The sequence below is a fragment of the Shimia biformata genome (genome assembly GCF_016888515.1).
GTDB lineage: Bacteria > Pseudomonadota > Alphaproteobacteria > Rhodobacterales > Rhodobacteraceae > Shimia_A > Shimia_A biformata.
In genome coordinates this window covers 93,850-113,678 of record NZ_JAFEJK010000004.1, presented here as the reverse complement: position 1 = coordinate 113,678, position 19,829 = coordinate 93,850, and the positions used below count along the sequence as shown (strand labels likewise).

Annotated in this window: 20 protein-coding genes; 10 read left to right on the top strand and 10 right to left on the bottom strand. The window is 61.0% G+C overall.

The genetic code is table 11. The features are described from left to right. The first annotated feature begins 608 nt into the window (after positions 1–608). The 3 genes from JQ863_RS18890 to JQ863_RS18880 are packed head-to-tail and all read left to right on the top strand — an operon-like array spanning position 609 to position 3,000. Entirely contained in the window at positions 609–1,538 is a 930-nt protein-coding gene (locus tag JQ863_RS18890; protein WP_239113623.1) for a 2-dehydro-3-deoxygalactonokinase, read from the top strand. Further along, a complete protein-coding gene (locus JQ863_RS18885) occupies positions 1,535–2,140 on the top strand; it encodes a 2-dehydro-3-deoxy-6-phosphogalactonate aldolase (protein ID WP_204115896.1) in 606 nt (201 codons plus the stop codon). Before JQ863_RS18890 ends, JQ863_RS18885 begins: the two co-directional genes overlap by 4 nt. Next, positions 2,137–3,000 carry an SMP-30/gluconolactonase/LRE family protein gene (locus tag JQ863_RS18880; RefSeq protein WP_204115895.1) on the top strand — a complete coding sequence of 288 codons (864 nt, stop codon included), beginning with the start codon at positions 2,137–2,139 and terminating at the stop codon, positions 2,998–3,000. Before JQ863_RS18885 ends, JQ863_RS18880 begins: the two co-directional genes overlap by 4 nt. Here the strand turns inward: JQ863_RS18880 and pcaQ are convergent. Next, a complete protein-coding gene (pcaQ, locus tag JQ863_RS18875; protein ID WP_204115894.1) occupies positions 2,990–3,937 on the bottom strand; it encodes a pca operon transcription factor PcaQ in 948 nt (315 codons plus the stop codon). The two genes, JQ863_RS18880 and pcaQ, sit on opposite strands and share 11 nt — an antisense overlap. A gap of 91 nt (positions 3,938–4,028) precedes the next feature. Between pcaQ and pobA the strand changes: the two genes are divergently transcribed. From pobA to JQ863_RS18850, 5 genes are all read left to right on the top strand, one after another. Next, positions 4,029–5,198 (top strand): 4-hydroxybenzoate 3-monooxygenase, encoded by a 1,170-nt coding sequence (gene pobA, locus JQ863_RS18870; protein ID WP_204115893.1) that lies wholly within the window; start codon positions 4,029–4,031, stop codon positions 5,196–5,198. Between the two features lie 26 nt (positions 5,199–5,224). Further along, positions 5,225–5,620, top strand: coding sequence for a 4-carboxymuconolactone decarboxylase (gene pcaC / locus JQ863_RS18865; RefSeq protein ID WP_204115892.1), 396 nt, complete (start codon positions 5,225–5,227; stop codon positions 5,618–5,620). A gap of 33 nt (positions 5,621–5,653) precedes the next feature. Then, on the top strand, positions 5,654–6,394 hold the full coding sequence (pcaH, locus tag JQ863_RS18860; RefSeq protein ID WP_204115891.1) for a protocatechuate 3,4-dioxygenase subunit beta: 741 nt from the start codon (positions 5,654–5,656) through the stop codon (positions 6,392–6,394). A 2-nt stretch (positions 6,395–6,396) separates the two neighbouring features. Next, on the top strand, positions 6,397–7,017 hold the full coding sequence (gene pcaG / locus JQ863_RS18855) for a protocatechuate 3,4-dioxygenase subunit alpha (RefSeq protein ID WP_204115890.1): 621 nt from the start codon (positions 6,397–6,399) through the stop codon (positions 7,015–7,017). Positions 7,018–7,224: 207 nt separating this feature from the next. Beyond that, on the top strand, positions 7,225–9,105 hold the full coding sequence (locus tag JQ863_RS18850; protein WP_204115889.1) for a polysaccharide biosynthesis protein: 1,881 nt from the start codon (positions 7,225–7,227) through the stop codon (positions 9,103–9,105). An 80-nt stretch (positions 9,106–9,185) separates the two neighbouring features. On the opposite strand, the gene JQ863_RS18845 is transcribed toward JQ863_RS18850, so the two are convergent. The 8 genes from JQ863_RS18845 to JQ863_RS18810 are packed head-to-tail and all read right to left on the bottom strand — an operon-like array spanning position 9,186 to position 18,105. After that, positions 9,186–10,091 carry an FAD:protein FMN transferase gene (locus JQ863_RS18845; RefSeq protein ID WP_239113621.1) on the bottom strand — a complete coding sequence of 302 codons (906 nt, stop codon included), beginning with the start codon at positions 10,089–10,091 and terminating at the stop codon, positions 9,186–9,188. Then, positions 10,088–10,615, bottom strand: coding sequence for a nitrous oxide reductase accessory protein NosL (locus JQ863_RS18840; RefSeq protein WP_204115888.1), 528 nt, complete (start codon positions 10,613–10,615; stop codon positions 10,088–10,090). Before JQ863_RS18840 ends, JQ863_RS18845 begins: the two co-directional genes overlap by 4 nt. Beyond that, positions 10,612–11,436: an ABC transporter permease gene (locus JQ863_RS18835; protein WP_204115906.1), complete on the bottom strand. Its 825-nt coding sequence runs from the start codon at positions 11,434–11,436 to the stop codon at positions 10,612–10,614. The genes JQ863_RS18840 and JQ863_RS18835 overlap by 4 nt, the downstream gene beginning before the upstream one ends. Beyond that, positions 11,436–12,335, bottom strand: coding sequence for an ABC transporter ATP-binding protein (locus JQ863_RS18830; protein ID WP_204115887.1), 900 nt, complete (start codon positions 12,333–12,335; stop codon positions 11,436–11,438). The genes JQ863_RS18835 and JQ863_RS18830 overlap by 1 nt, the downstream gene beginning before the upstream one ends. Continuing rightward, complete coding sequence (locus JQ863_RS18825) at positions 12,332–13,582, bottom strand: nitrous oxide reductase family maturation protein NosD (RefSeq protein WP_204115886.1); 1,251 nt, start codon at positions 13,580–13,582, stop codon at positions 12,332–12,334. The genes JQ863_RS18830 and JQ863_RS18825 overlap by 4 nt, the downstream gene beginning before the upstream one ends. 13 nt (positions 13,583–13,595) lie before the next feature. Continuing rightward, positions 13,596–15,503, bottom strand: a complete 1,908-nt coding sequence (gene nosZ / locus JQ863_RS18820) for a TAT-dependent nitrous-oxide reductase (protein WP_204115885.1) — start codon at positions 15,501–15,503, stop codon at positions 13,596–13,598. A gap of 11 nt (positions 15,504–15,514) precedes the next feature. Next, positions 15,515–17,653: a 4Fe-4S binding protein gene (locus JQ863_RS18815; protein ID WP_204115905.1), complete on the bottom strand. Its 2,139-nt coding sequence runs from the start codon at positions 17,651–17,653 to the stop codon at positions 15,515–15,517. Between the two features lie 32 nt (positions 17,654–17,685). Beyond that, positions 17,686–18,105: a DUF2946 family protein gene (locus tag JQ863_RS18810; protein WP_204115884.1), complete on the bottom strand. Its 420-nt coding sequence runs from the start codon at positions 18,103–18,105 to the stop codon at positions 17,686–17,688. Positions 18,106–18,283: 178 nt separating this feature from the next. On the opposite strand from JQ863_RS18810, the gene JQ863_RS18805 reads away from it, so the two are divergent. Continuing rightward, complete coding sequence (locus JQ863_RS18805; protein ID WP_204115883.1) at positions 18,284–18,988, top strand: Crp/Fnr family transcriptional regulator; 705 nt, start codon at positions 18,284–18,286, stop codon at positions 18,986–18,988. After that, positions 18,988–19,548: a DUF4202 domain-containing protein gene (locus tag JQ863_RS18800; RefSeq protein WP_420826287.1), complete on the top strand. Its 561-nt coding sequence runs from the start codon at positions 18,988–18,990 to the stop codon at positions 19,546–19,548. Before JQ863_RS18805 ends, JQ863_RS18800 begins: the two co-directional genes overlap by 1 nt. Here JQ863_RS18800 and JQ863_RS18795 read toward each other — a convergent pair. Beyond that, complete coding sequence (locus tag JQ863_RS18795; protein ID WP_204115882.1) at positions 19,545–19,826, bottom strand: cytochrome C oxidase subunit IV family protein; 282 nt, start codon at positions 19,824–19,826, stop codon at positions 19,545–19,547. The two genes, JQ863_RS18800 and JQ863_RS18795, sit on opposite strands and share 4 nt — an antisense overlap. Between the last annotated feature and the right edge of the window lie 3 nt (positions 19,827–19,829).

Below are 19,829 nucleotides of genomic sequence, written 5' to 3'. Positions count from 1 at the left end.
TGCAAACGTCGATCCGTCGAAAAACGAAACCAAACCGCCCACATATCTCTTCAGATATTCAACAATGTCAAAAAGCGAAGAAGCAAAACCGAACAGAACCACCACCTTGATGGTGCGTCCCGCCCAATCTAACCTCTAGATTTTTTACCGTCAGGAGCGCTTCCGTCCGTCAGGTGTTTGCCGTCGTCCGCCTCAGCAGCGCCGGTGAAGGGGGTTCTAAGGTTTACCGCTGTCGGCTGCAAGCGGTTTTTTCGCGGAAATGCGATTTTTTTCACATTCGCCCATTCGAACGCCGCAATGCCCTTGTTTTATTCGCTTTTTATCGAGGGTAGCTTTGCAAGAAATCCGGTATCCTGAGGTTCTCTTAGGGGTTCACCCCCTTCAGATAGCTCAATCGAACGAGTCGCCCCTCGTCACGACCGAATTTTTGCCGCCTTAACGACTCGAAGGGACGTGAATCACCACAGGTTGGGCGACTCGGCCACCGGATAACCGGCGTATTGAGTCGACGCCGCATGCGATCGCCTCAAAAAACGGCCACGCTTTCGCGGCCGCTTTTGACCTGGCGGCAATTCTTTCTTGGATGCTGGCGGTGTTAGCGATACCAAATGCGCATCCTGAACAATGCCGAGGACGACATGATCGAAGCTGAATGGATTGCCGTCGACTGGGGAACATCCCACCTGCGCGCCTGGGCCATGCAGGACGGCGCCCCTCTTGCAACCGGCGACTCTACAAAGGGGATGGGACGGCTTGCGCCGGACGAATTCGAACCGGCACTGCTAGAGGTGATCGGTGGCTGGCTGAAAGATGGGGGTACCGATGTGATCTGCTGCGGCATGGTTGGTGCGCGTCAGGGCTGGCAGGAAGCTCCCTACTCCGCCGTGCCAACCAAGCCCTCTGAGCTGCCCCCTATTTTTACTGTGTCGCAGGACCCACGGATTTCGGTGCATATCCTGCCGGGTCTGCGCCAGGATAACCCGGCGGATGTGATGCGTGGCGAGGAAACCCAGATCGCGGGGTTCATCGCGCAGAACCCGAATTGGGACGGCGTGCTGTGCCTGCCCGGGACACATACCAAATGGGCGCATGTCAGCGCGGGAGAGGTTGTCAGCTTTCGCACCTTCATGACAGGCGAGATGTTTGCGCTTCTGTCGTCGCAATCGGTGCTGCGCCATTCCGTTACGGGTGACGGCTGGGACAACGACGCGTTCCTTGCAGCGGTTTCAGATGCCATGTCCCACCCTGACCGCATCGCCGCGCGGCTGTTTTCGCTGCGGGCCGAGGACCTGCTGCATGGTCAGGGCGCGGAAGTGGCACGCGCCACCCTCTCGGGCCTGCTGGTCGGGGCAGAGCTGTCCGCCGCCCGTCCCTTCTGGCTGGGTCAGCAGGTGGCGCTGATCGGTTCCGGTGCGACCGCGCCGATCTATGGCGCGGCTCTGAAGGCACAGGGCGTGCCGACCCGCACCGAAGATGTCGCCCGGATGACCCTGGCCGGTTTGACCGCCGCCTATATCAGATTGAAGGAAACCGAATGAGCCGCCCCCTGATCGCCATTTTGCGTGGCCTGACCCCGGACGAAGCTCCCGCCATGGCAGCCGCCCTGATAGAAGCCGGAATCGATCGGATCGAAGTGCCGCTGAATTCCCTTGACCCGTTCACCTCGATCGAACGCATGGCGCAGTCGTTTGGTACCATGGCACTGATCGGCGCTGGCACGGTGCTAACGACCGTTGAGGTCGACAAGGTCGCCGCGGCCGGGGGGCGGCTTATCGTGTCGCCCAATTGCGATCCCGAAGTGATTGGCCACACGGCCGCGCTGGGGCTGCAAAGCTGGCCCGGGGTGTTTACCCCGACCGAGGCTTTTTCCGCGCTCAAAGCTGGGGCGACAGGTCTTAAATTGTTCCCCGGCACAATGGCTGGTCCCGAGGGATTGAAAGCGATGCGGGCTGTGCTGCCCAAAACGACCGAGGTCTACGCAGTTGGTGGCGCGGGCAGCGATAATTTCGCGACGTGGATCGCCGCGGGCGCGGACGGGTTTGGCATTGGTTCGGCACTTTACAAGCCCGGCCTGTCGGTGGCTGACGTCAGCGCACGGGCAAAAGAGATTGTGACAGCTTATGATGAGGCAACGAAATGACCGAAGCGACCGTATTTGACGACCGCCGCTGCACCCTGGGCGAAGGCCCGCTTTGGCACCCCGAACGCGGGCAACTGTTCTGGTTCGACATCCTTGGCAAGAAGCTGTTGACGCGGACCGAAGAAGGCCCTGCCGAATGGTCCTTTGACGAATATGTCTCGGCAGCGGGCTGGGTTGATGCCGACACGCTGATCCTGGCCTCTGAAACCGCGTTGTGGCGGTTTTCGATCGCGGACGGGTCGCGCCAGAAGCTGGTCGATCTTGAAGCGGACAATCCTGTCACACGGTCGAACGATGGCCGGGCCGACCCGCAGGGCGGATTCTGGATCGGCACGATGGGGATCGAGGCCGAACTGAAGGCCGGCGCGATCTATCGCTATTACAAGGGCGAACTGCGGCAGTTGTTCCCCGGTATTTCGATCCCGAACGCGATCTCATTCGCGCCGGATGGCAAGACCGCCTATTTCACCGACACGCTGACGCAGCAGGTGATGCGTCAGGCGCTGGACGGCGACGGCTGGCCGATGGGAGAACCGTCGGTCTATCTGGATTTGAAGGCGGACAAGCTGTTCCCTGACGGCGCGGTCGTCGATGCGGATGGCAACATGTGGCTGGCGCAATGGGGGGCGAACCGGGTCGCGGCCTATGCGCCCGATGGCACATTTCTGCGCGCGGTCGCTATCGGCGGGCGTCACTCTTCTTGTCCGGCCTTTGGTGGAGCGGATGGCACAACCCTGTTCTGCACGACTGCCGCGGTTGACCTTTCGCCCGAAGTGCTGACGGCCGAGCCCGGCAATGGGCTGGTCTTTGCTGCACCGGATATTGCCAGGGGGCAAACCGAACACAGGGTCATTCTGTAACAGGCGCGGAAGTCTCTGCGCTGTCGCCCTGCCCTTCGGCAATCGCGTTGGCGACGGCGCGGCGGAAAAGCTGCATCAAGGGCGTGTCCGGCAGGTCCGGGCGCGTCATCAGTCCGACCGGTCCCAGCGTGATCCCGGTCTCGACCGGCAACGGCACGAGGAACCCGTCGGCAATCTCATTTGCCACCACGCCTTCGGAAATGAACCAGACGGAATCGGTGCGGCGGGTATGGACCCGGCCAAAGGCCCCTGAGACGGTCTCGATCTGGTTCGGCAGATCCCCGACGCCGTTGGCAATCAGAAATCGGTCCACAAGAGACCGGATCGCCGCGCCTTCCGGCGGGTAAATCACTGGCCAGTCTGCCAGCCGCTTTAGGTCGGGATCATCAAGCAGCGGATGCCCCGCCCGCACGATCAGGGCCACCCGCTCTTCATAGAGCTGCGTAAATGACAGGCCCTGCATCATCTCGGGCCTTCCCAGTCGCCCGATCACCAGATCAAGCCGCCCCTGGCGCAGCTGTTCGATCAGATAGGCGACTGGGCCATCAATGATCCTGAGCCGTGCCTTGGGCGCCAGCCCCGCGAATTCCCGCGCCGTATCCGGCATCAGACGCGCCGCGACCGAAGGCAGCGCACCGACCGACAGGGTTTCGGCCCCGGCATCGCCCAATTGTTCGACTCCGGCCAGACCCTGCTGCAGCGACGCCAGCGACATCTGCGCGAAATGCAGGAATACCTTTCCTTGCTCTGTCAGGCTGACCCCTGCCCGGCTGCGGTTCAACAGCTTGGCATCAAGGATTTCCTCCAACTCCTTGAGAGTTTTGGAAATTGCTGGCTGGGTCAGGAACAGTCGATCCGCCGCCTGTTTCAGGCTTTTTTCTCGGCAAATTTCGACGAAACACTGGATATGGCGGAACTTGATGCGTCGGTCGATCATATACTTTCCGTTTCCAGCAAGATATCCGCACGATATATCAATTTCATTTACCGAAACAAGCATGCATGGTCGCCGCAGGAGGAATTCCACAATGCGGACACAAGTTGCAATCATCGGTGGCGGCCCATCGGGTCTTCTGCTTAGCCAGCTTTTGCACAAACGCGGAATCGACACGATCGTCCTTGAGCGCAAGACGCGGGATTATGTGCTTGGGCGCATCCGCGCCGGGATCCTTGAAACAGGGTTCGTCGAATTGATGCGCGAGGCCGGAGTCGCCGACCGGATGGACCGGGAGTGCTTTGTCCACGATGGCACGGTGATTTCCTACGGCGACAATGAATTCCGTATTGATTTTGTCGAACACACCGGCACCCCGGTCGTGGTCTATGGCCAGACCGAGGTCACGCGCGACCTGTATGATGCGCGTGAAGCGATGGGGGGCAAGATCGTCTTTGAAACCGAGGACGTCACCATCCACGACGCCGACAGCGATGCCCCTTATGTCACATACACCACTCACGGACAGGAACACCGCATCGACTGTGACTTTGTCGCGGGCTGTGACGGGTTCCACGGGGTCAGCCGCCAGACCATCCCGCTGACAGTGCGGCGAGAGTATGAGAAGGTATATCCCTTCGGCTGGCTCGGCATCCTCTCAGAAACCCCACCCGTCCATGAAGAGCTGATTTATGCCGGGTCGGACCGTGGCTTTGCCCTGTGTTCAATGCGCAATGCCAATCTCAGCCGCTACTATATTCAGTGTTCCCTGTCCGACAGCCCCGAAGACTGGACCGACGCGGCCTTCTGGGACGAGTTGAAGCGCCGACTGCCCGCCGAACATGCCGAAAAGCTGGTCACCGGCCCGTCGATTGAGAAGTCCATTGCACCGCTCCGGTCTTTCGTGACCGAACCGATGCGCTGGGGCCGCCTGTTCCTGTGCGGGGACGCGGCGCATATCGTGCCGCCCACAGGTGCCAAGGGGCTGAACACCGCCGCCAGTGACATTCACTATCTCTATCACGGCATGGTGCAGCACTACTTGGATGGCGACGACAGCGGACTTGACGGCTATTCGGAAAAGGCGCTGGCGCGGATCTGGAAGGCCGAGCGGTTCAGCTGGTGGATGACAAACCTTCTGCACCGTTTCCCGGACCAGTCCGAGTTTGACCTCAAGATGCAGCAATCCGAGATCGATTTCCTGCGCTCCAACCGCGAGGCGCAAAGCGTGCTTTCGCAGAACTATGTCGGCCTGCCCTACTGATCGGCGATTGACCAAGAGGAAGACCAATGAGTGACCGTTTCGAAAAAGGCATGGCCGTGCGCCGCCGCATTCTTGGCGATGCGCATGTCGACCGCGCCGAGGCGGTCAAGACTGACCTTGACCAGCCTTTTCAGACCCTGATCACCGAAGGTGCCTGGGGCACCGTCTGGGCGTCGGACGGGATCAGTGACCGGGAACGCTCGATGCTGACGCTAGCGCTGCTGGCCGCGCTTGGCAATTTCGAAGAGATCGCAATGCACGTCCGCGCCACCGCCCGTACCGGGGCCAGCAAACAGGATGTGCTTGAGGCTTTCCAGCATGTCGCGATCTATGCCGGGGTTCCACGTGCGAACCAGGCGTTGAAGATCGCGCGGGAAACCTATGCGGAAATGGAACGCGAGACAGGGCCGCAAACGCGGTAGTATGCAATCAAGGGATTACGAGGAGAGGACAGCATGTCGACCCAAGGCCCCAAACCGGGCGAGTTCTATCAACGGGACCGGACCTGGCATCCACCTGCTTTCGCAAGGGATTACAAGACCAGCGTCGCGCGCTCGCCGCAGTACTCGCTGATCAGTCTTCAGAACTCGATGAGCGAAATCACCGGCCCGGTGTTTGGCCACAACGATATCGACCCCATCGACAACGACCTGATCGCGAATTACGCCAAACCCGGTGAAAGTCCCATCGGGGAACGCATCATCGTGCATGGCCGTGTTCTGGATGAAAACGGCCGCCCGGTGCCCAACACGCTGGTCGAGGTTTGGCAGGCCAATGCGGGGGGACGCTATCGCCACAAGAAAGACACCTACCTTGCGCCGATCGACCCTAACTTTGGCGGCTGCGGCCGGACCCTGACGGATGAAAACGGCTATTACTATTTCCGCACCGTGAAGCCGGGCGCTTATCCGTGGCGCAATTGGGTCAATGACTGGCGGCCGGCGCATATTCACGTTTCGGTTTTCGGTTCGGGCTTTGCTCAGCGCCTGATCACCCAGATGTATTTCGAGGGCGACCCGCTGATCGCAAGCTGCCCCATTGTCAATACCATCCCGGACAAGGCTGCCATCGGTCAGTTGATCGCCGCTTTGGACAGGAACGCCACGATCCCGCTGGACACAATTGCCTACAAGTTCGACATCGTGCTGCGAGGGCGCCGGTCCACGCTGTTTGAAAACCGGCTTGAGGGGAACTGAACATGGTCCAGAAACTCGACTATCTGAAAGAGAGCCCCAGCCAGACCGCAGGGCCTTATGTCCACATCGGACTTGCCCCCGGAGCGGCAGGTTTTGATATCTATCGTCAGGAGCTGGGTTGGGACATCGCCGGTCCCAACGCCAAGGGTGAGCGCATCCGCGTTGAGGGTATTGTCATCGACGGCACAGGCAACCCGGTCAAGGACGTGCTGCTGGAAGCATGGCAGGCCAATGCCGATGGCATCTATGCCCACCCCGAACACCCCGGAGACGTCGAAGAGGGGTTCCGTGGATGGGGGCGCGTCATCACCGATTTCGATACCGGCGAATGGGGATTTGATACCATCAAGCCGGGATCGGTCATGGGCCGCGACGGTCGCCCGATGGCCCCGCATATCAACCTGTGGATCGTTGCGCGTGGCATCAATATCGGCCTCAACACCCGGCTCTATTTCGACGACGAAGCCGAAGCCAACGCCAAGGACCCGGTGATCAACCTGATCGAGTGGGAAACACGCCGCAAGACACTGATCGCAACGCGGTCAGACCGCGACGGGGTTCCGGTCTATCGTTTTGATATCCGTTTGCAGGGCGACGGCGAGACCGTCTTTTTCGACATCTGACAACTTTGGCGGGAAACTTCCTGCGAACGATTTTCTGTAAGCGGACGCCGGGTTCTTGGCAGGAAACGGCCGGGCGCGCGAACATGCGCGCCCGCTTTTTTTGACCATATGATTTCTTCGGCAACGCGTTCGACACTCTATTCCTTGCTGCGTTGCCGAATATCCGATAGTCTCGTTGAATACTAAGGTGCATTGCACGAGACATAGATGTTCAATCTTTCGGAACTCCCAAATCTGCCACGTTCCACGAAACGCACCATCTACCTGGTCGCAGATACGCTTCTGATTCCCGTTTGCCTTGTGCTTGCCTACCTGATGCGCTTCGGCGGACTTCCACCGATTGACGGCACGTTCTGGTTGTTTCTTGCGGTGATGACCCTGGGCGGTTCCGTCCTTGTACACCTTCTGCGCGTCCCACAAATCCGGCTGCACGCATTCGAAAATCGTGCGATGGCCCAGATCGGGCTTCTGGCGTTGAGCCTGATGGGGCTGGCAATTGCTGTCGGGCTGGTGCTTGGGACATCGAACCCGGTTTCGCTGGCGCTGATTTTTGCCAACTCGTTCTTCCTGTCCTCCGTCGCGATGCGGATCATCGGGTTGTTTGTGCTGCGATTTCTCGCGCAGGACCACACCGACCGCCAGAACGTGGTGATCTATGGGGCGGGTGCGGCCGGAATCCAACTGGCGTCGGCGCTGCGACAATCACGCGAAGCCCGGCCAATAGCATTCGTCGATGACAACCAGAACCTGCGCGGCCTGATGGTTGCCGGTCTGCCGGTGCATTCGCCGCGTGACCTGCCAAAGCTCCTGCAGCGCCATCAGGTTGAACGCGTACTGCTGGCCATTCAGCAAATCCCGGAATTGCGCCGCAAGAAACTGATTTCCGACCTCACCGCGCTTGGTGTCGAGGTCCAGATCCTGCCGTCATATGTCGACATGATGGCGGGCAATGGCGCAGCCAAGGCACTTCGCACCGTGACACCAAGTGAGCTTCTGGGCCGCGACTCGGTTGATCTGGATGTGCCTGAAATGGCCCGGTCATTTGCCGGACGTGTGGTCATGGTAACCGGCGCAGGGGGCTCGATCGGAGCCGAGCTGTGCCGACAGCTGATCCACTGCAACCCCGCCGAAATCGTGCTGTTCGAGCGCAGCGAATTCAACCTTTACAAGATCGATCAGGAATTGCGCCCACTGGCAAGCGCAGCCGGCATCGTCCTGACGACCCGACTGGGTTCGGTGACCATTGCCGAAACGGTGCGCCACATCATCGAGGACCGCAAGGTCGACATCGTTCTGCACGCTGCGGCCTACAAACACGTGCCGCTTGTTGAGCATAACGAACTGGAAGGCGCGCGGAACAATGTGCTTGGCACACGGGTCGTGGCCGAGGCCGCGTTGGCCGCCGGGATTGAACGCTTCATCCTGATTTCGTCGGACAAGGCCGTGCGCCCGACGTCGATCATGGGCGCGACCAAGCGCATGGCTGAGCTGGTGATCCAGGACCTTCAGACCCGCAGCGACAAGACCAAGTTTGCCATGGTCCGTTTCGGCAACGTGCTGGGATCCTCCGGCTCGGTCCTGCCGCTGTTTCAGAAACAGATCGAGGCCGGCGGCCCGGTCACCGTAACCCATCGCGAAATCACCCGTTTCTTCATGACTATCCCCGAGGCGGTCCGGCTGGTATTGCTGGCAGGCGCCTATGCACGTGGCGGCGACGTCTTTGTTCTGGACATGGGTGAACCGCAGAAAATTATCGACATTGCTCACAGCATGATCCGACTCGCCGGTCGTACGGTCAAAGACCCGCAAACCGGCAGGGGCGACATTGCGATCAAGATCATCGGGCTGCGCCCCGGCGAAAAACTGTTCGAAGAGCTTTTGATCGACCGCGGCCAGATGACCGGAACGGCGCACCCGAAGATCTTGCAAGCTGAAGAAAACATGCTCTCCGAGATCGAGGTCGCGGCCATGCTGAAAGAACTTCAGGCGTGCCTGCGAGACTGCGACACCGAGCGGCTGCGCCAGCTGGTGATGACGCGGGTCGAAGGGTTCCGCCCTCAGGCCAACCGCGCACCGATTGCCGGCTGACCCCCCAGTATCCCAAAAAATTCAAAGCCCGCATCACTGGATGCGGGCCGTTTTTGCTACGAATTGTGACGCGGGATGGATTACGTCCAGTGGACAAGCCGCGCTTCAGGGAAAGTGGCAATGCTGGCCTCGGCCGCGCCGCGCTCCAAGAGGCAACAGGCGGTCGACAGACCATCTGCAACAGCCGCTGACGGCGCCGCCACCGAGACGACACGCGCCGCATCGACATGCCCCCCGATAGGAGACAGGATATGCAGCAGCCCATTACCCCCCATCCGCATGCCCGACGGAGATGACGTCGCCAACGCCTGATCGGACAGCGCAACACGGGCCACAACCTGACCACCCTGCCCGGCTATTCCCACTGTCCAGTCACGCTGCGGCCCAGCCTGCCCGAGGGCAACAATCTCGCCCATGTCGACCAGAACATTTCTCAGCCCGTGCCCGCGCAACAGTCCGGCGATCCGGTCAGAGACATACCCTTGAGCGATCCCGTTCAGCGTCAGCGCCCCACCCTTGCGACCCAGGTTTATCCGGGCCGGCGAAATCTCAACCTGGTCCCAGCCGACTCGCGCCCTGGCTTCTGCGATGTTGCCGCCGGTGGCATGGGCCTGCCACAAGGGTTGCACGCTGGGGTCAAAAGCGCCGCCAGATGCAGCATGGATCCGGTCCGCAAGCGACAGAATCTCGACCATCTCAAGGGATGGCGCATCCAGATACCCGTCCCGGTTCAGGCGCGAAAGTTCAGACGTGTCACGATAAAGGCTGAACACGTTTTCCAGCCGCGAAAGCTCGGTTTCGACTGTGGCAAACAGGGGCCCAGCGTCCACTTGCGCCATGCCAACAATTTCCATCCGCGCAGACGCGCCCAGCGCAACTCCGCGCCAATGGGCGCTTTCAGATGCGGCGTTGGCGGGGGTCGAGCCAACAGCGGCGACTGCGGCTGAAATCGTCAGGAAGCGGCGGCGGCTCAAGGACAAGGTCATGCGGGCGTCTCCAGTTCTTCTTCAAGGTCGACAGGGCCAATGGCCGCGTCGTCCGGTATCTGTTCCAGAGTCAGCACGTCACCGCCATATTGCGCCACAAAGGCGTCTGCCCCGGCTTGGCTGGCAAAGGGCACGATCTCGGGCGCGCCCATGCCGCCCTTGACGCCGGCTCCGACTACAAAGACCGCTGCGTTGGCGTCGGTCCAGTTTTCGATGCCGGGCGCGTCCCAACTGGGAGCGACGCCCATGTCGCTGACATAGATCGCGGTGATCTCGGCGTCGCGCTCGGGGCTTTTCAGATAGGCGACCAGATCGCGCACCTGCGCAAAGAACAGGGGCGCTGGCATGCCATCAAGGTGGATCTGCCCCTTGGGGCCACCATGTTCGGCCACGCCCATCTGACAGAAGTAACTCAACGCCTCTTCGGTCAGCGCCACGGGCTGTGGCGGGGCTTCGGCCACATCTTCCTTGCAGGCGGCAAGGGAAGTGGCTGCGATGAGGGCGATCAGGGCAAGACGGTTCATGGCTCTACCCTGCGGAATGCGGCCCGGGCCAGAAGGAAACCCGCCACCGGCCAGATCACAAGCGACAGGGGCGCGGCCCAGCCCGGCAAGGCGCTGGCTGCGCCCGCCATGCCACTGGTGATCGCAACCGAATCCGAGGCGGCGATGTTCCATACACGGAACGCGTCAGCCGGGTTTGCAACCATGGCCCAAGGGAAGATCTTTTGCGTGAAAACACCCCCGGCGTCCATGACCACGGCCCCGAGAAGCCCAAGATCATAAAGCACGACGAAGACCAGCCACAAACCCGCCGACAAGCCCGCCGCGCCGGTGGCGCTGCCCGACAGCGCCGACAGCGCATAGCCCAGCACAAGGAACACCGCGCCCAGAAGGACAGAGGTGCCGATCAGCCGCAACAGCGACACCAGGCTTTCCGCCCCGGCCCCACCGTAATAGGCCGCGACCGCCCCGGCGGTGCCAAAGCCGATGGTCATGGCAAAGCCCAGCGCGGCGAGATGGGCCAGGAACTTGCCAAACAGCAACTCCCCGCGTCCCGCCGGATAGGACAGGATCAGGGACAGCGACCCCCGGTCACGGTCGCCAGCAACGGCATCAAAGCTCATCATCAGCGCCAGAAGCGGGGCCAGATAGACCGACAACGTGGTCATCGACGCAACCGACACGGTCAGCATGTCGACACCCAGCGACCCTGTCGGCGCAGAGCCCGCGAAGGTCAGCGCCAGCGCGAACAGAACCATGATCAGCGTGGCCATGAACAGCCAGCGGTTGCGACGCAGGATCAGCATCTCGGCGCGGGCAATGGCAAAGGAACGAGGCGTCATCATACCCGGCCCTCCTTGGCGTAATGGCGATAAAGGTCTTCAAGACGTGGCGGCGTCATCTCGATATCCGCCACCGTGTCGCCCATCGCGGCGATGCGGCGCAGTTCGTCCATCTTCTGGTCGGGGCCGCAGGTGATTTCGACCGACACACCATTGACGCGGGCACCGCCGGTTTCGGCGGCGATCTGGTCGGCACAGCCGCTTTTGGCAACGACGCGCAGTTTGGTGGGAAGCCCGGCAGCGGCCGAGAGATTGGCCAGCGTGTCATCAGCCACTTTCACCCCCTTGCGTAGGATGGCGATACGGTCGGTGCGCGCCTCGACCTCGGTCAGCGCGTGGGACGCGATTAGGACGGCGGTGCCATTGGCGGCCAGTTCGTCGATGATAGCATAGAGATCCTGGCGTGAAATCGGGTCAAGCCCGCTGGTCGGTTCGTCCAGCAGCGCCACCTTGGGACGGCCCAGAAGAACCTGCGCCAGTCCCAGCCGCTGCCGCATCCCCTTGGAATAGGCGCCGACGCGGCGGTCGATGGCATCACCCAGCCCGACACGGTCCAACAAACCCGCAATATCGGCGCGTTTCTCACCCGAAAGACGGGCGAACATGGTCAAAAGCTCACGCCCCGTCAAAGCAGGATGAAAGCTGACGGCTTCGGGCAAGAAAGCGGTCGCCTTGCGCGCGGCGGCACTGCCCGGTTTTGCGCCGTCGATGCGGATCTCGCCACCGCTCATCGGTGTGAGTCCGAGGATCAGTTTCATCAGCGTGGATTTCCCCGCGCCGTTGTGCCCCAGAAGGGCCACACGCTCGCCCGCGGCGACGTCAAGGTCGACGTCACACAGGGTCTGCGTCTTGCCGCGCAACTTGGATGCGCCGCGAATGGTGAGGACTTTATCCGTCATGGGTGAACCTTCTCATATGCGTCAGGTTTGACGGGTTGCATCAAGGGATTGCTGTCGATCACGCCGCCCGGCAACAGGGCCGGGAACGCCGATTGCGACCAGCGCACCAGCTGCACGGCAGGTGAACCGAGCAACAGTTTGGCCGAAGGTTGTGTCCAAAGCACGTGATCCATGCTGTCGTTGGGACGATAGGCGCTGTCGGCGATACCATTGCCGTCAACGTCGAAGGCAGCGAAATCCGACCAGAAATTGCCGCTGCCGTTTTCGGACCATTCATGCCAGCGGGTCGAGACCAGCTTGACCTGGGTCCGGTTGCCGATGAAGGCATTGCCGACGATCCGGTTGTTGTCCGAACCGGTGAAATGGATGCCGATGCCACAGCCCTCGAACCAGTTGCCGGAAAAATCGTTCTTGTGGCTGTTATAAAGGAACGTGCATTTCTCCTTGGCTCCGCGCACGACGTTTCCCGTGATCTCGGAGTTGTTGGCATAGTTCAGCATCACGCCATGTTCGCGGTCGTCGATCGAGACATTGTCCGCGACGCGCACGAATTTCGAAAACATCACCGCATAGCCAAGATCGTTGCCGATCGAAACGTTGCCGGTGACTTCCGAGTTGTTGGCATACATGTAATGCACTGCGAAGCGCAGGTCGCGGAACAGGTTGTCCCGAAAGATGTTTTTCTTGGACGAGTTGACGAAGATCCCGTCGCGGCCCCAGCGGATGTCGTTCTTTTCCACCAGCGCGCCGGGCGCGTTCCACAGGTAAACCCCGTTGCCGCGGTCATTCATACGGTGATCGGTGCGGCCTTCGATGACATTCTCGGCGACCAGCGCATCCCGCGCGCCATGAATATCCACGCCGTAGAGGTTGCCCTTCAGCACATTGCCGATGACCTGCGGACGGTCCGCCGTCTTGGTCAGCTTGATGCCCGAGTCGATGTCTTCATGGTCCGAGCCAGAGCCGATCACCGTCAACCCGCGAAGAATGACATCATCGCCGGTGACGGTGATCACACTGCCCCTGCCCCCGCCATCGATCGTCGCCTTGCCCGCCCCCTCCAGAGTGACGGACCGGTCCACAATGACGGTTTCACGGTAGGTCCCGGCCCCAAGGCGCAGCGTGTCGCCGTCCTTGGCCCGGGCCAGGGTCTCGGAAATGGCCCCGTCGCGCACCGGCACGTCCCAGTCGGCCGCGTGAAGCGGCACGGCAAGGGCCGCCAGCAGGATCGGAAGGGACCATTTCATCTTGTCACACTCCTTACGAGGCGCGCGGTTCAACGAACATCCGGCCGCGCATTTCCATGTGCAGCGCGTGGCAGAACCACTGGCAATAGAACCAGTGAACGCCCGGACGTTCGGCCACGAAGGTCACCGATGCGGTCGCCTGCGGCCCGATCTCCATGGCGATACCATAATTCGCCATGCAGAAGCCGTGGGTCACGTCATCGACATCATCCATGTTGGTCACATAGACGGTCACCTCGTCACCCTGCTTGACCGTGAATTTCTCCATCGAGAATTCCGGCGCCACCGAGGACAGGTAAACACGGACCTTGTTGCCATCGCGGATCACCTCGTCGTGACCCCAGTCCAGATCGACGCCATCGGCCTCGGCCTGCTTGCGCGCATCTTCCCACAGCGGGTCGTTGCGGTCATAGACGTTGACCGGGTTGACGATGTCGCGGCGGACGATGATCGAGTCATGTGGCTCGGCGAAGGTCGGGCCGTCATGGACCACCTTCATCTTGTCACCCGAAATATCGATCAGCTGCTCGTTCTCAGGCTTCAGCGGGCCAACGTTCAGGAAGCGGTCCTTCGAGAACTTGTTCATCGAGACAAGCCACTTGCCGTCCGCTTCCGCGGTTTCACCCATCGAGGTCGAGTTGTGACCGGGCTGATACTGCACGTCCACCTTGTCGAGGATCGGATCAACATCCGCACCGGCATAGGCTTCGATCGCCTTGGCGATGTCCCATTTCACGACCTGGCTGTCCAGGAACAGCGTGGTGTAGGCGTTGCCCTTGTTGTCGAACGCGGTGTGAAGCGGGCCAAGACCCAGCTGCGGTTCGGCAACGATGGCCGAGCGCGGATCGGCGCCACCGAAGACCTCGGGCAGTTTTTCGACGTCGATCACCGAGACGGTGGGCGACAGCTTGCCGTTGATCATGATGTGCTTCTTGTCCGGCGCCGCGTTCACGCCATGCGGAGAGTTCGGGATCGGGATGTACTTGGTCACATTGAGCGACGAGCCCTTGCGGCCATCGACAACCTTGACGCCTTTCAGCTCTTGATAGTCACCGTTCGCGACAGCGGCTTCGATCGCCTTCAGGTCGAAGACAACGACGTGGTCCATCTCGGACTCGGTCATCTCGGCCAGGTTCATACCCATTTCCGAGTTGTACGAGGTCGAGAACGCATAGTTGCCCTGATAGTCGCAGTCGGTGTTGTCGAGGTTGCCCGACACCATTACCTGCCATGCGATTTCCATCGTGTCACCGTCGATGGCAGTGAAGATGTTCACATACTCATCGGGGTTGTCGAGGATCTTGCCATCGTTGACCAGCGGTGCTTCGTGTTCGCCGTTGGCAAAGACGTAACCGGTGCGCGGGTATTTCTGCGGACGCAGGCCGTGGATGTCATGCGCGTTCGGGATCTCGATGATCTTGTCGCATTTCATGATGTCGCAGCGGACACGGGCAACGCGGGTGTTGGCCTTGTCGTTCATGAACAGGAAGCGGCCGTCATAGGTGCCGTCAGTGAACGACATATGCGGGTGGTGCAGGTCGCCGTTGTCATAGGTGACCTTGCCGTTTGCCGCGAGGAATTCCTTGGTTTCGGGCAGCAGGCCTTCGGTCAGGATCTTCAGCGACTCGTTGGTCTGGCCCCAGCCGGTGGCCGAGCAGCGGTTGAAGACCGGCACGCGCATCAGTTCGCGCATGGACGGCACGCCAAGGATACGAAGTTCCCCGGTCTGGCCCGAGGACCAGAAGCCATAATAATCGTCCAGCTCACCGGGGGCGAGATGGGCGGTGCCTGCTTCGGCCTTTGCGGGCGTGGCCGACATCAGTGTCGAGCCGATCCCGGTCGTGGCCGCAACAGCGCCGGTGGCCGAGGCCGCCAGCATGCCGCGCCGCGACATGGCAAGTTTCTTGAATGCTTCTGACATGGTTCCCTCCTTCAGGAAGCGGTTGAAGTCTGTTTGGCGTTCGGATGGTTCGCCGGTGGACGTCCGGGCACGGTGCCGGTCTTCTCGCGCCGCTTGAGCTGGCGGATAACAACCGGGCATTTTGCGTCGGACTGATAAAGCACCTGACAATGCAGGCAGTTCACGCATTCGTTGGGGTTGATCTCACCCGTCGGGTGGATCGCCTGAACGGGACATTCATTCGCGCAGGTCTGACACGGGCTGCCGCATTCCTTGTAGCGTTTCAGCCAGTCGAACATCCGCATCCGCGCAGGGATCGCCAGCGCCCCACCCAGCGGGCAGAGGTAGCGGCAATAGAAGCGCTCGATGAACAGGCCAGCCGTCAAAAGGAGCAGCGCGAAGACAACGAAAGGCCAGTCGCGAATGAATTTCAGGATGATCGCCGTCTTGAACGGTTCGATCTCGGCATAGGTTTCCGCCATCGGGATCGACACGAAAGAAAGACCGAAGAGTCCAAGGAAGATCATGTATTTGGCGGGCCAGAGCCGTTCATGCAGGCCCCAGGGCAGTTCCCATTGCGGGACCTTGAAGAAGCGGGCGACCTGGTTGGTCAGTTCCTGCAGCGCACCGAAGGGGCAAAGCCAGCCGCAATAGGCCCCCCGGCCCCAGAACAACAGTGCGGCAGCGACGGCGAACCATTGGATAAAGACCAGCGGGTCCATCAGGAAGGCGTCCCAGCTGAACCCGGTGCGCAGGCTGCCGGCAAGCGCCATCAGGTTCACCACCGAAAGCTGCGCATTGGCATACCAGCCGATGAAGACCAGGGTCATGGTCAGGTAACCGATACGGAACCAGTAAAACGCGCGCTGATGCCGGGTGAACTGCATCTGGAAGAAGAAGACACCCGTCAGCACCAGAAGCATCACCCCCAGCACCGCGATCTCGACCGTGCGGTCCTTCCAGATCCGTTTCCAAAGTGCGGCCTTGGCTGCGGCCTCTGCCTCGACATCGTTTTCGACGACCGGTTGCACTTGAGGTAGCAGGAAACGCTCGGGCAGCTTGTAGCCTAGATCGAAGGTCAGGAAGGTCTTTTCGACCGCCCCGATCGCCCGCTGAACCAGAAGCTGCATGCGGAAGGGTTCGGCCGGATCAAACTCGGCATCGGCGGGGATCTTGAAGATGTCCAGCTCGGAAAAGCTAGGGCTGTCCAAGGTTGCGAGGTCCCCAAGGCGGCGTTGCTGCTTATCGAAAAAGCGGACCGACGTGTCGCCCTGGATCAGTTGAATCCGGTCAAAAATGCCCCCGCGCACATAGCCCGAGCCCTTGAAGGAATAGGCACCGCGCCCAAGGACCAGAACCGCATGTTCGCCTTCGTCCAGCCACTTGGTCAGGTTCTCGTATTCATGGTCGCCCAGCAGCGTGCGCCCGATCGACGGCACCGACACCAGCGCCATGTGCATGTCGATAAACGTGTCCTCTGGCGCGCCCGGTTCGGGCCGCTTGATCGCGCGGGCGTCGCCGGTCGCCTCGAAGGCGGCGTTAACCTGACCGATATCCAGCGTCAGCCGCCGGACCGAGCCGTCGCCGGACAAGGTCTGCCAATCGCTGACGTCGGACTTGGCATAGTCGATTTCTCGTTTCGGGCCGGTCTCGACCACGGAAAGCCCGCCCAGCCCCAGCGCGCGCGCCACCTTGATCCCGGCCCGCACGAGGCTGTCGTCGATGACCATGATCGTCACCGTCGCGCCCGAGATGATCTCAAGATCATGGCCCTCGCCACCCGTGGCGGCCTCTACCTTGAGGTCCAGCCCGGCATAGCTTTCGGTCAGCGCAACCATTTTCGAGTTGGGGATACCGATCAGGACGATCGGTTCGGAATGTTTGACCAGTTTCACACCGGTCAGCACGGCATCCGTGTCAATCGCGGCGACCACGTGGATCGGTTTGCCGGAATAACCGGTCGTGCCGACAAAATCAGAAGTCAGGAACGCATATGCGACAGTTTCGCCGCCCTTCAGCACCGGCGCGACGGTCACATCATCACGGATCGGACCGAAGGCATCTGCGCCCTCGACCAGATCACCGGGCGCAAGGTCCGACAGGAAGCTGGCAAGCGAGTCGGCCCTTGCCGCGCCCGGGAGCGCCGTGACCACTGCCAGAATCATCACCATAAGTGCGGGCAGGAATTCTGCTGCGATGCGCCTTACCACGTCGGCGCCCTCCTATTTTCTTTGTTGTTCAATGGTGGCCCACGTGACTGTCGCCAATATTGCGCCGCGGCCGGGAGGCCGGCCTGCTGCGATAGGTGAAATCGCAACGGGCGCTGTTTCGGCGCGGCAACCGACACCTCCTGCGGCAGGATCGACGCGGCAGCGGCGGCACAGAACAGACAGTCGCCGCAATCGGGGCACGCGCCCGAGTCGCCGCCGGGGGTAACACCGTCGATCCGCACTATCTCGGCACCGTTTTCGCCGCAAATCTCGATCCAGTCGCCGCCCCCCATTTGGGTCATGGCAAAGGATTGAGTTGCCAGAATCAGAATCACCACGATCGCCGGAATCAATCGCACAACCGCATGCAGGCGGTCGCTGAGATGCTGATTTTCATGGCGATTGGGGATCAAGGTCTTTGTCCGAACTGGCATTTGCAGGACAGAACCTAGGCGCCCCTCAGGGTCGGCACCTTGACTTATGTCATCTGTCCGAACGATCTGTGAAAAGCCGTATTTCCGGGGTGCCTTTGGTAGAAAAACACGTTAGATTCGGCACAATTGGGGAAGCGCCGAAGGGGAAAACTCCTGCATGGCTTATGAAAAACACAAGGCGGTCGCGCGATCGTCCCTGTTCATGCGTTCCTTGCCTGAACAGCATGTCGAACGCCTGCTCAGCCGTTCGACATTCAAACACTATGAGCGGGGCGAATCTCTGTTCATCCAGGACGAACCGGCCTCGGTCATCCACATCGTTCTGGATGGCTGGGTCAAACTCTACCGCATGGCCCCGAACGGGTCCGAAGCGGTGGTCAGCGTCTTTGCCCGGGGCGAAAGCTTTGGCGAGGCGGTGGCGCTGCGCGGTGTGAACTATCCGGTCTCGGCCGAAGCCGTGACAGCTTGCGAACTGGCGCTTTTGCCCGCCTCTGCGTTGATCTCGCTCATGAAAGAAGACCCGATGATCAGCGTGTCGGTCCTGGCCTCGACATTCACGCACCTTCATTCGCTTGTGGCGCAGCTTGAGCAGTTGAAGGCGCAGACCGGTGCCCAGCGCGTGGCCGAGTTCCTTCTGGACCTGTGCGACAATGAAAGCGGTGCCGCAACCGTCACGCTGCCCTACGACAAGGTCCTGATTGCGGGACGTCTGGGTATGAAGCCCGAAAGCCTTTCGCGGGCCTTTGGGCGGCTCAAGTCGGCCGGTGTCCTGATCAAGAAGAACCACGCTGAAATCAAGGATATCGACATGCTGCGAGACTATGCCGAAGTCGATCCTGCCATTGCCTGGAACAAGAACTGATGTCGAAGCTTGAGACCGTGATTGCCGCCATTGACGCGGCCAATGAAAAGGACCCGCGACTGGACGAGGGCCAGCCCGAGGCACTGCTTTATGGCCAGCGCATGACGTCCGAGGCGACGCGGCTGTTCCCCGATGCGTCCGATGCCTTGCAGATCGCGGCACGCGGCCAGCATATCGAACGCTGGGTTCTGAAACGGGCGGACTATCCCGAGGGGCGTGTCGGCTACCTGAAATGGCGGCGCGACCTTGCGCTCCACCACGCGACGCGCGTCACGGGCATGATGGAAGAGGCCGGTTATGATGCCGACACCATCGACACGGTCGGGCGGATGCTGCGCAAGGAAGGCATTAAGCGCGACACGGATGTGCAGGCGCTTGAGGACGTGATCTGTTTCACCTTTCTCAAGTGGTATTTCGCGCCTTTCGCGGCCAAGCACGCGCCGGAGAAGGTGCAGGACATCGTTGAAAAGACCGCGCGCAAGATGTCACCCGAGGCGCGGGCCCGCGTGCTGGACGAGTTTGACCTGCCCGAAAACCTTGCGGCCGCTTTCCGCGTCTAGGCGCCAGCGACCAGAAACAGCCCCAAGAGAAGCCCGCCGAAGATCCACAGGGTCAGCGTGAAGCCGCGCAACCAGCTGGGCGCTGCGGCCAGATCCAGGTAACGCGCCAGAATCACCCGCGACTTCATCAGGGCCAGCACCAGAATCGCCGTGCCGATCAGGCGGCGGTCAACGCCCTGTCCCGCCAATTCCGCGACAAGAGCCGAGGCCCCCGACAGCGCCAGTAGCGTCAGCCAGGCGCGGCGCAGCGGATCGGGGTTTTTGACGGGTTCATTCATAAC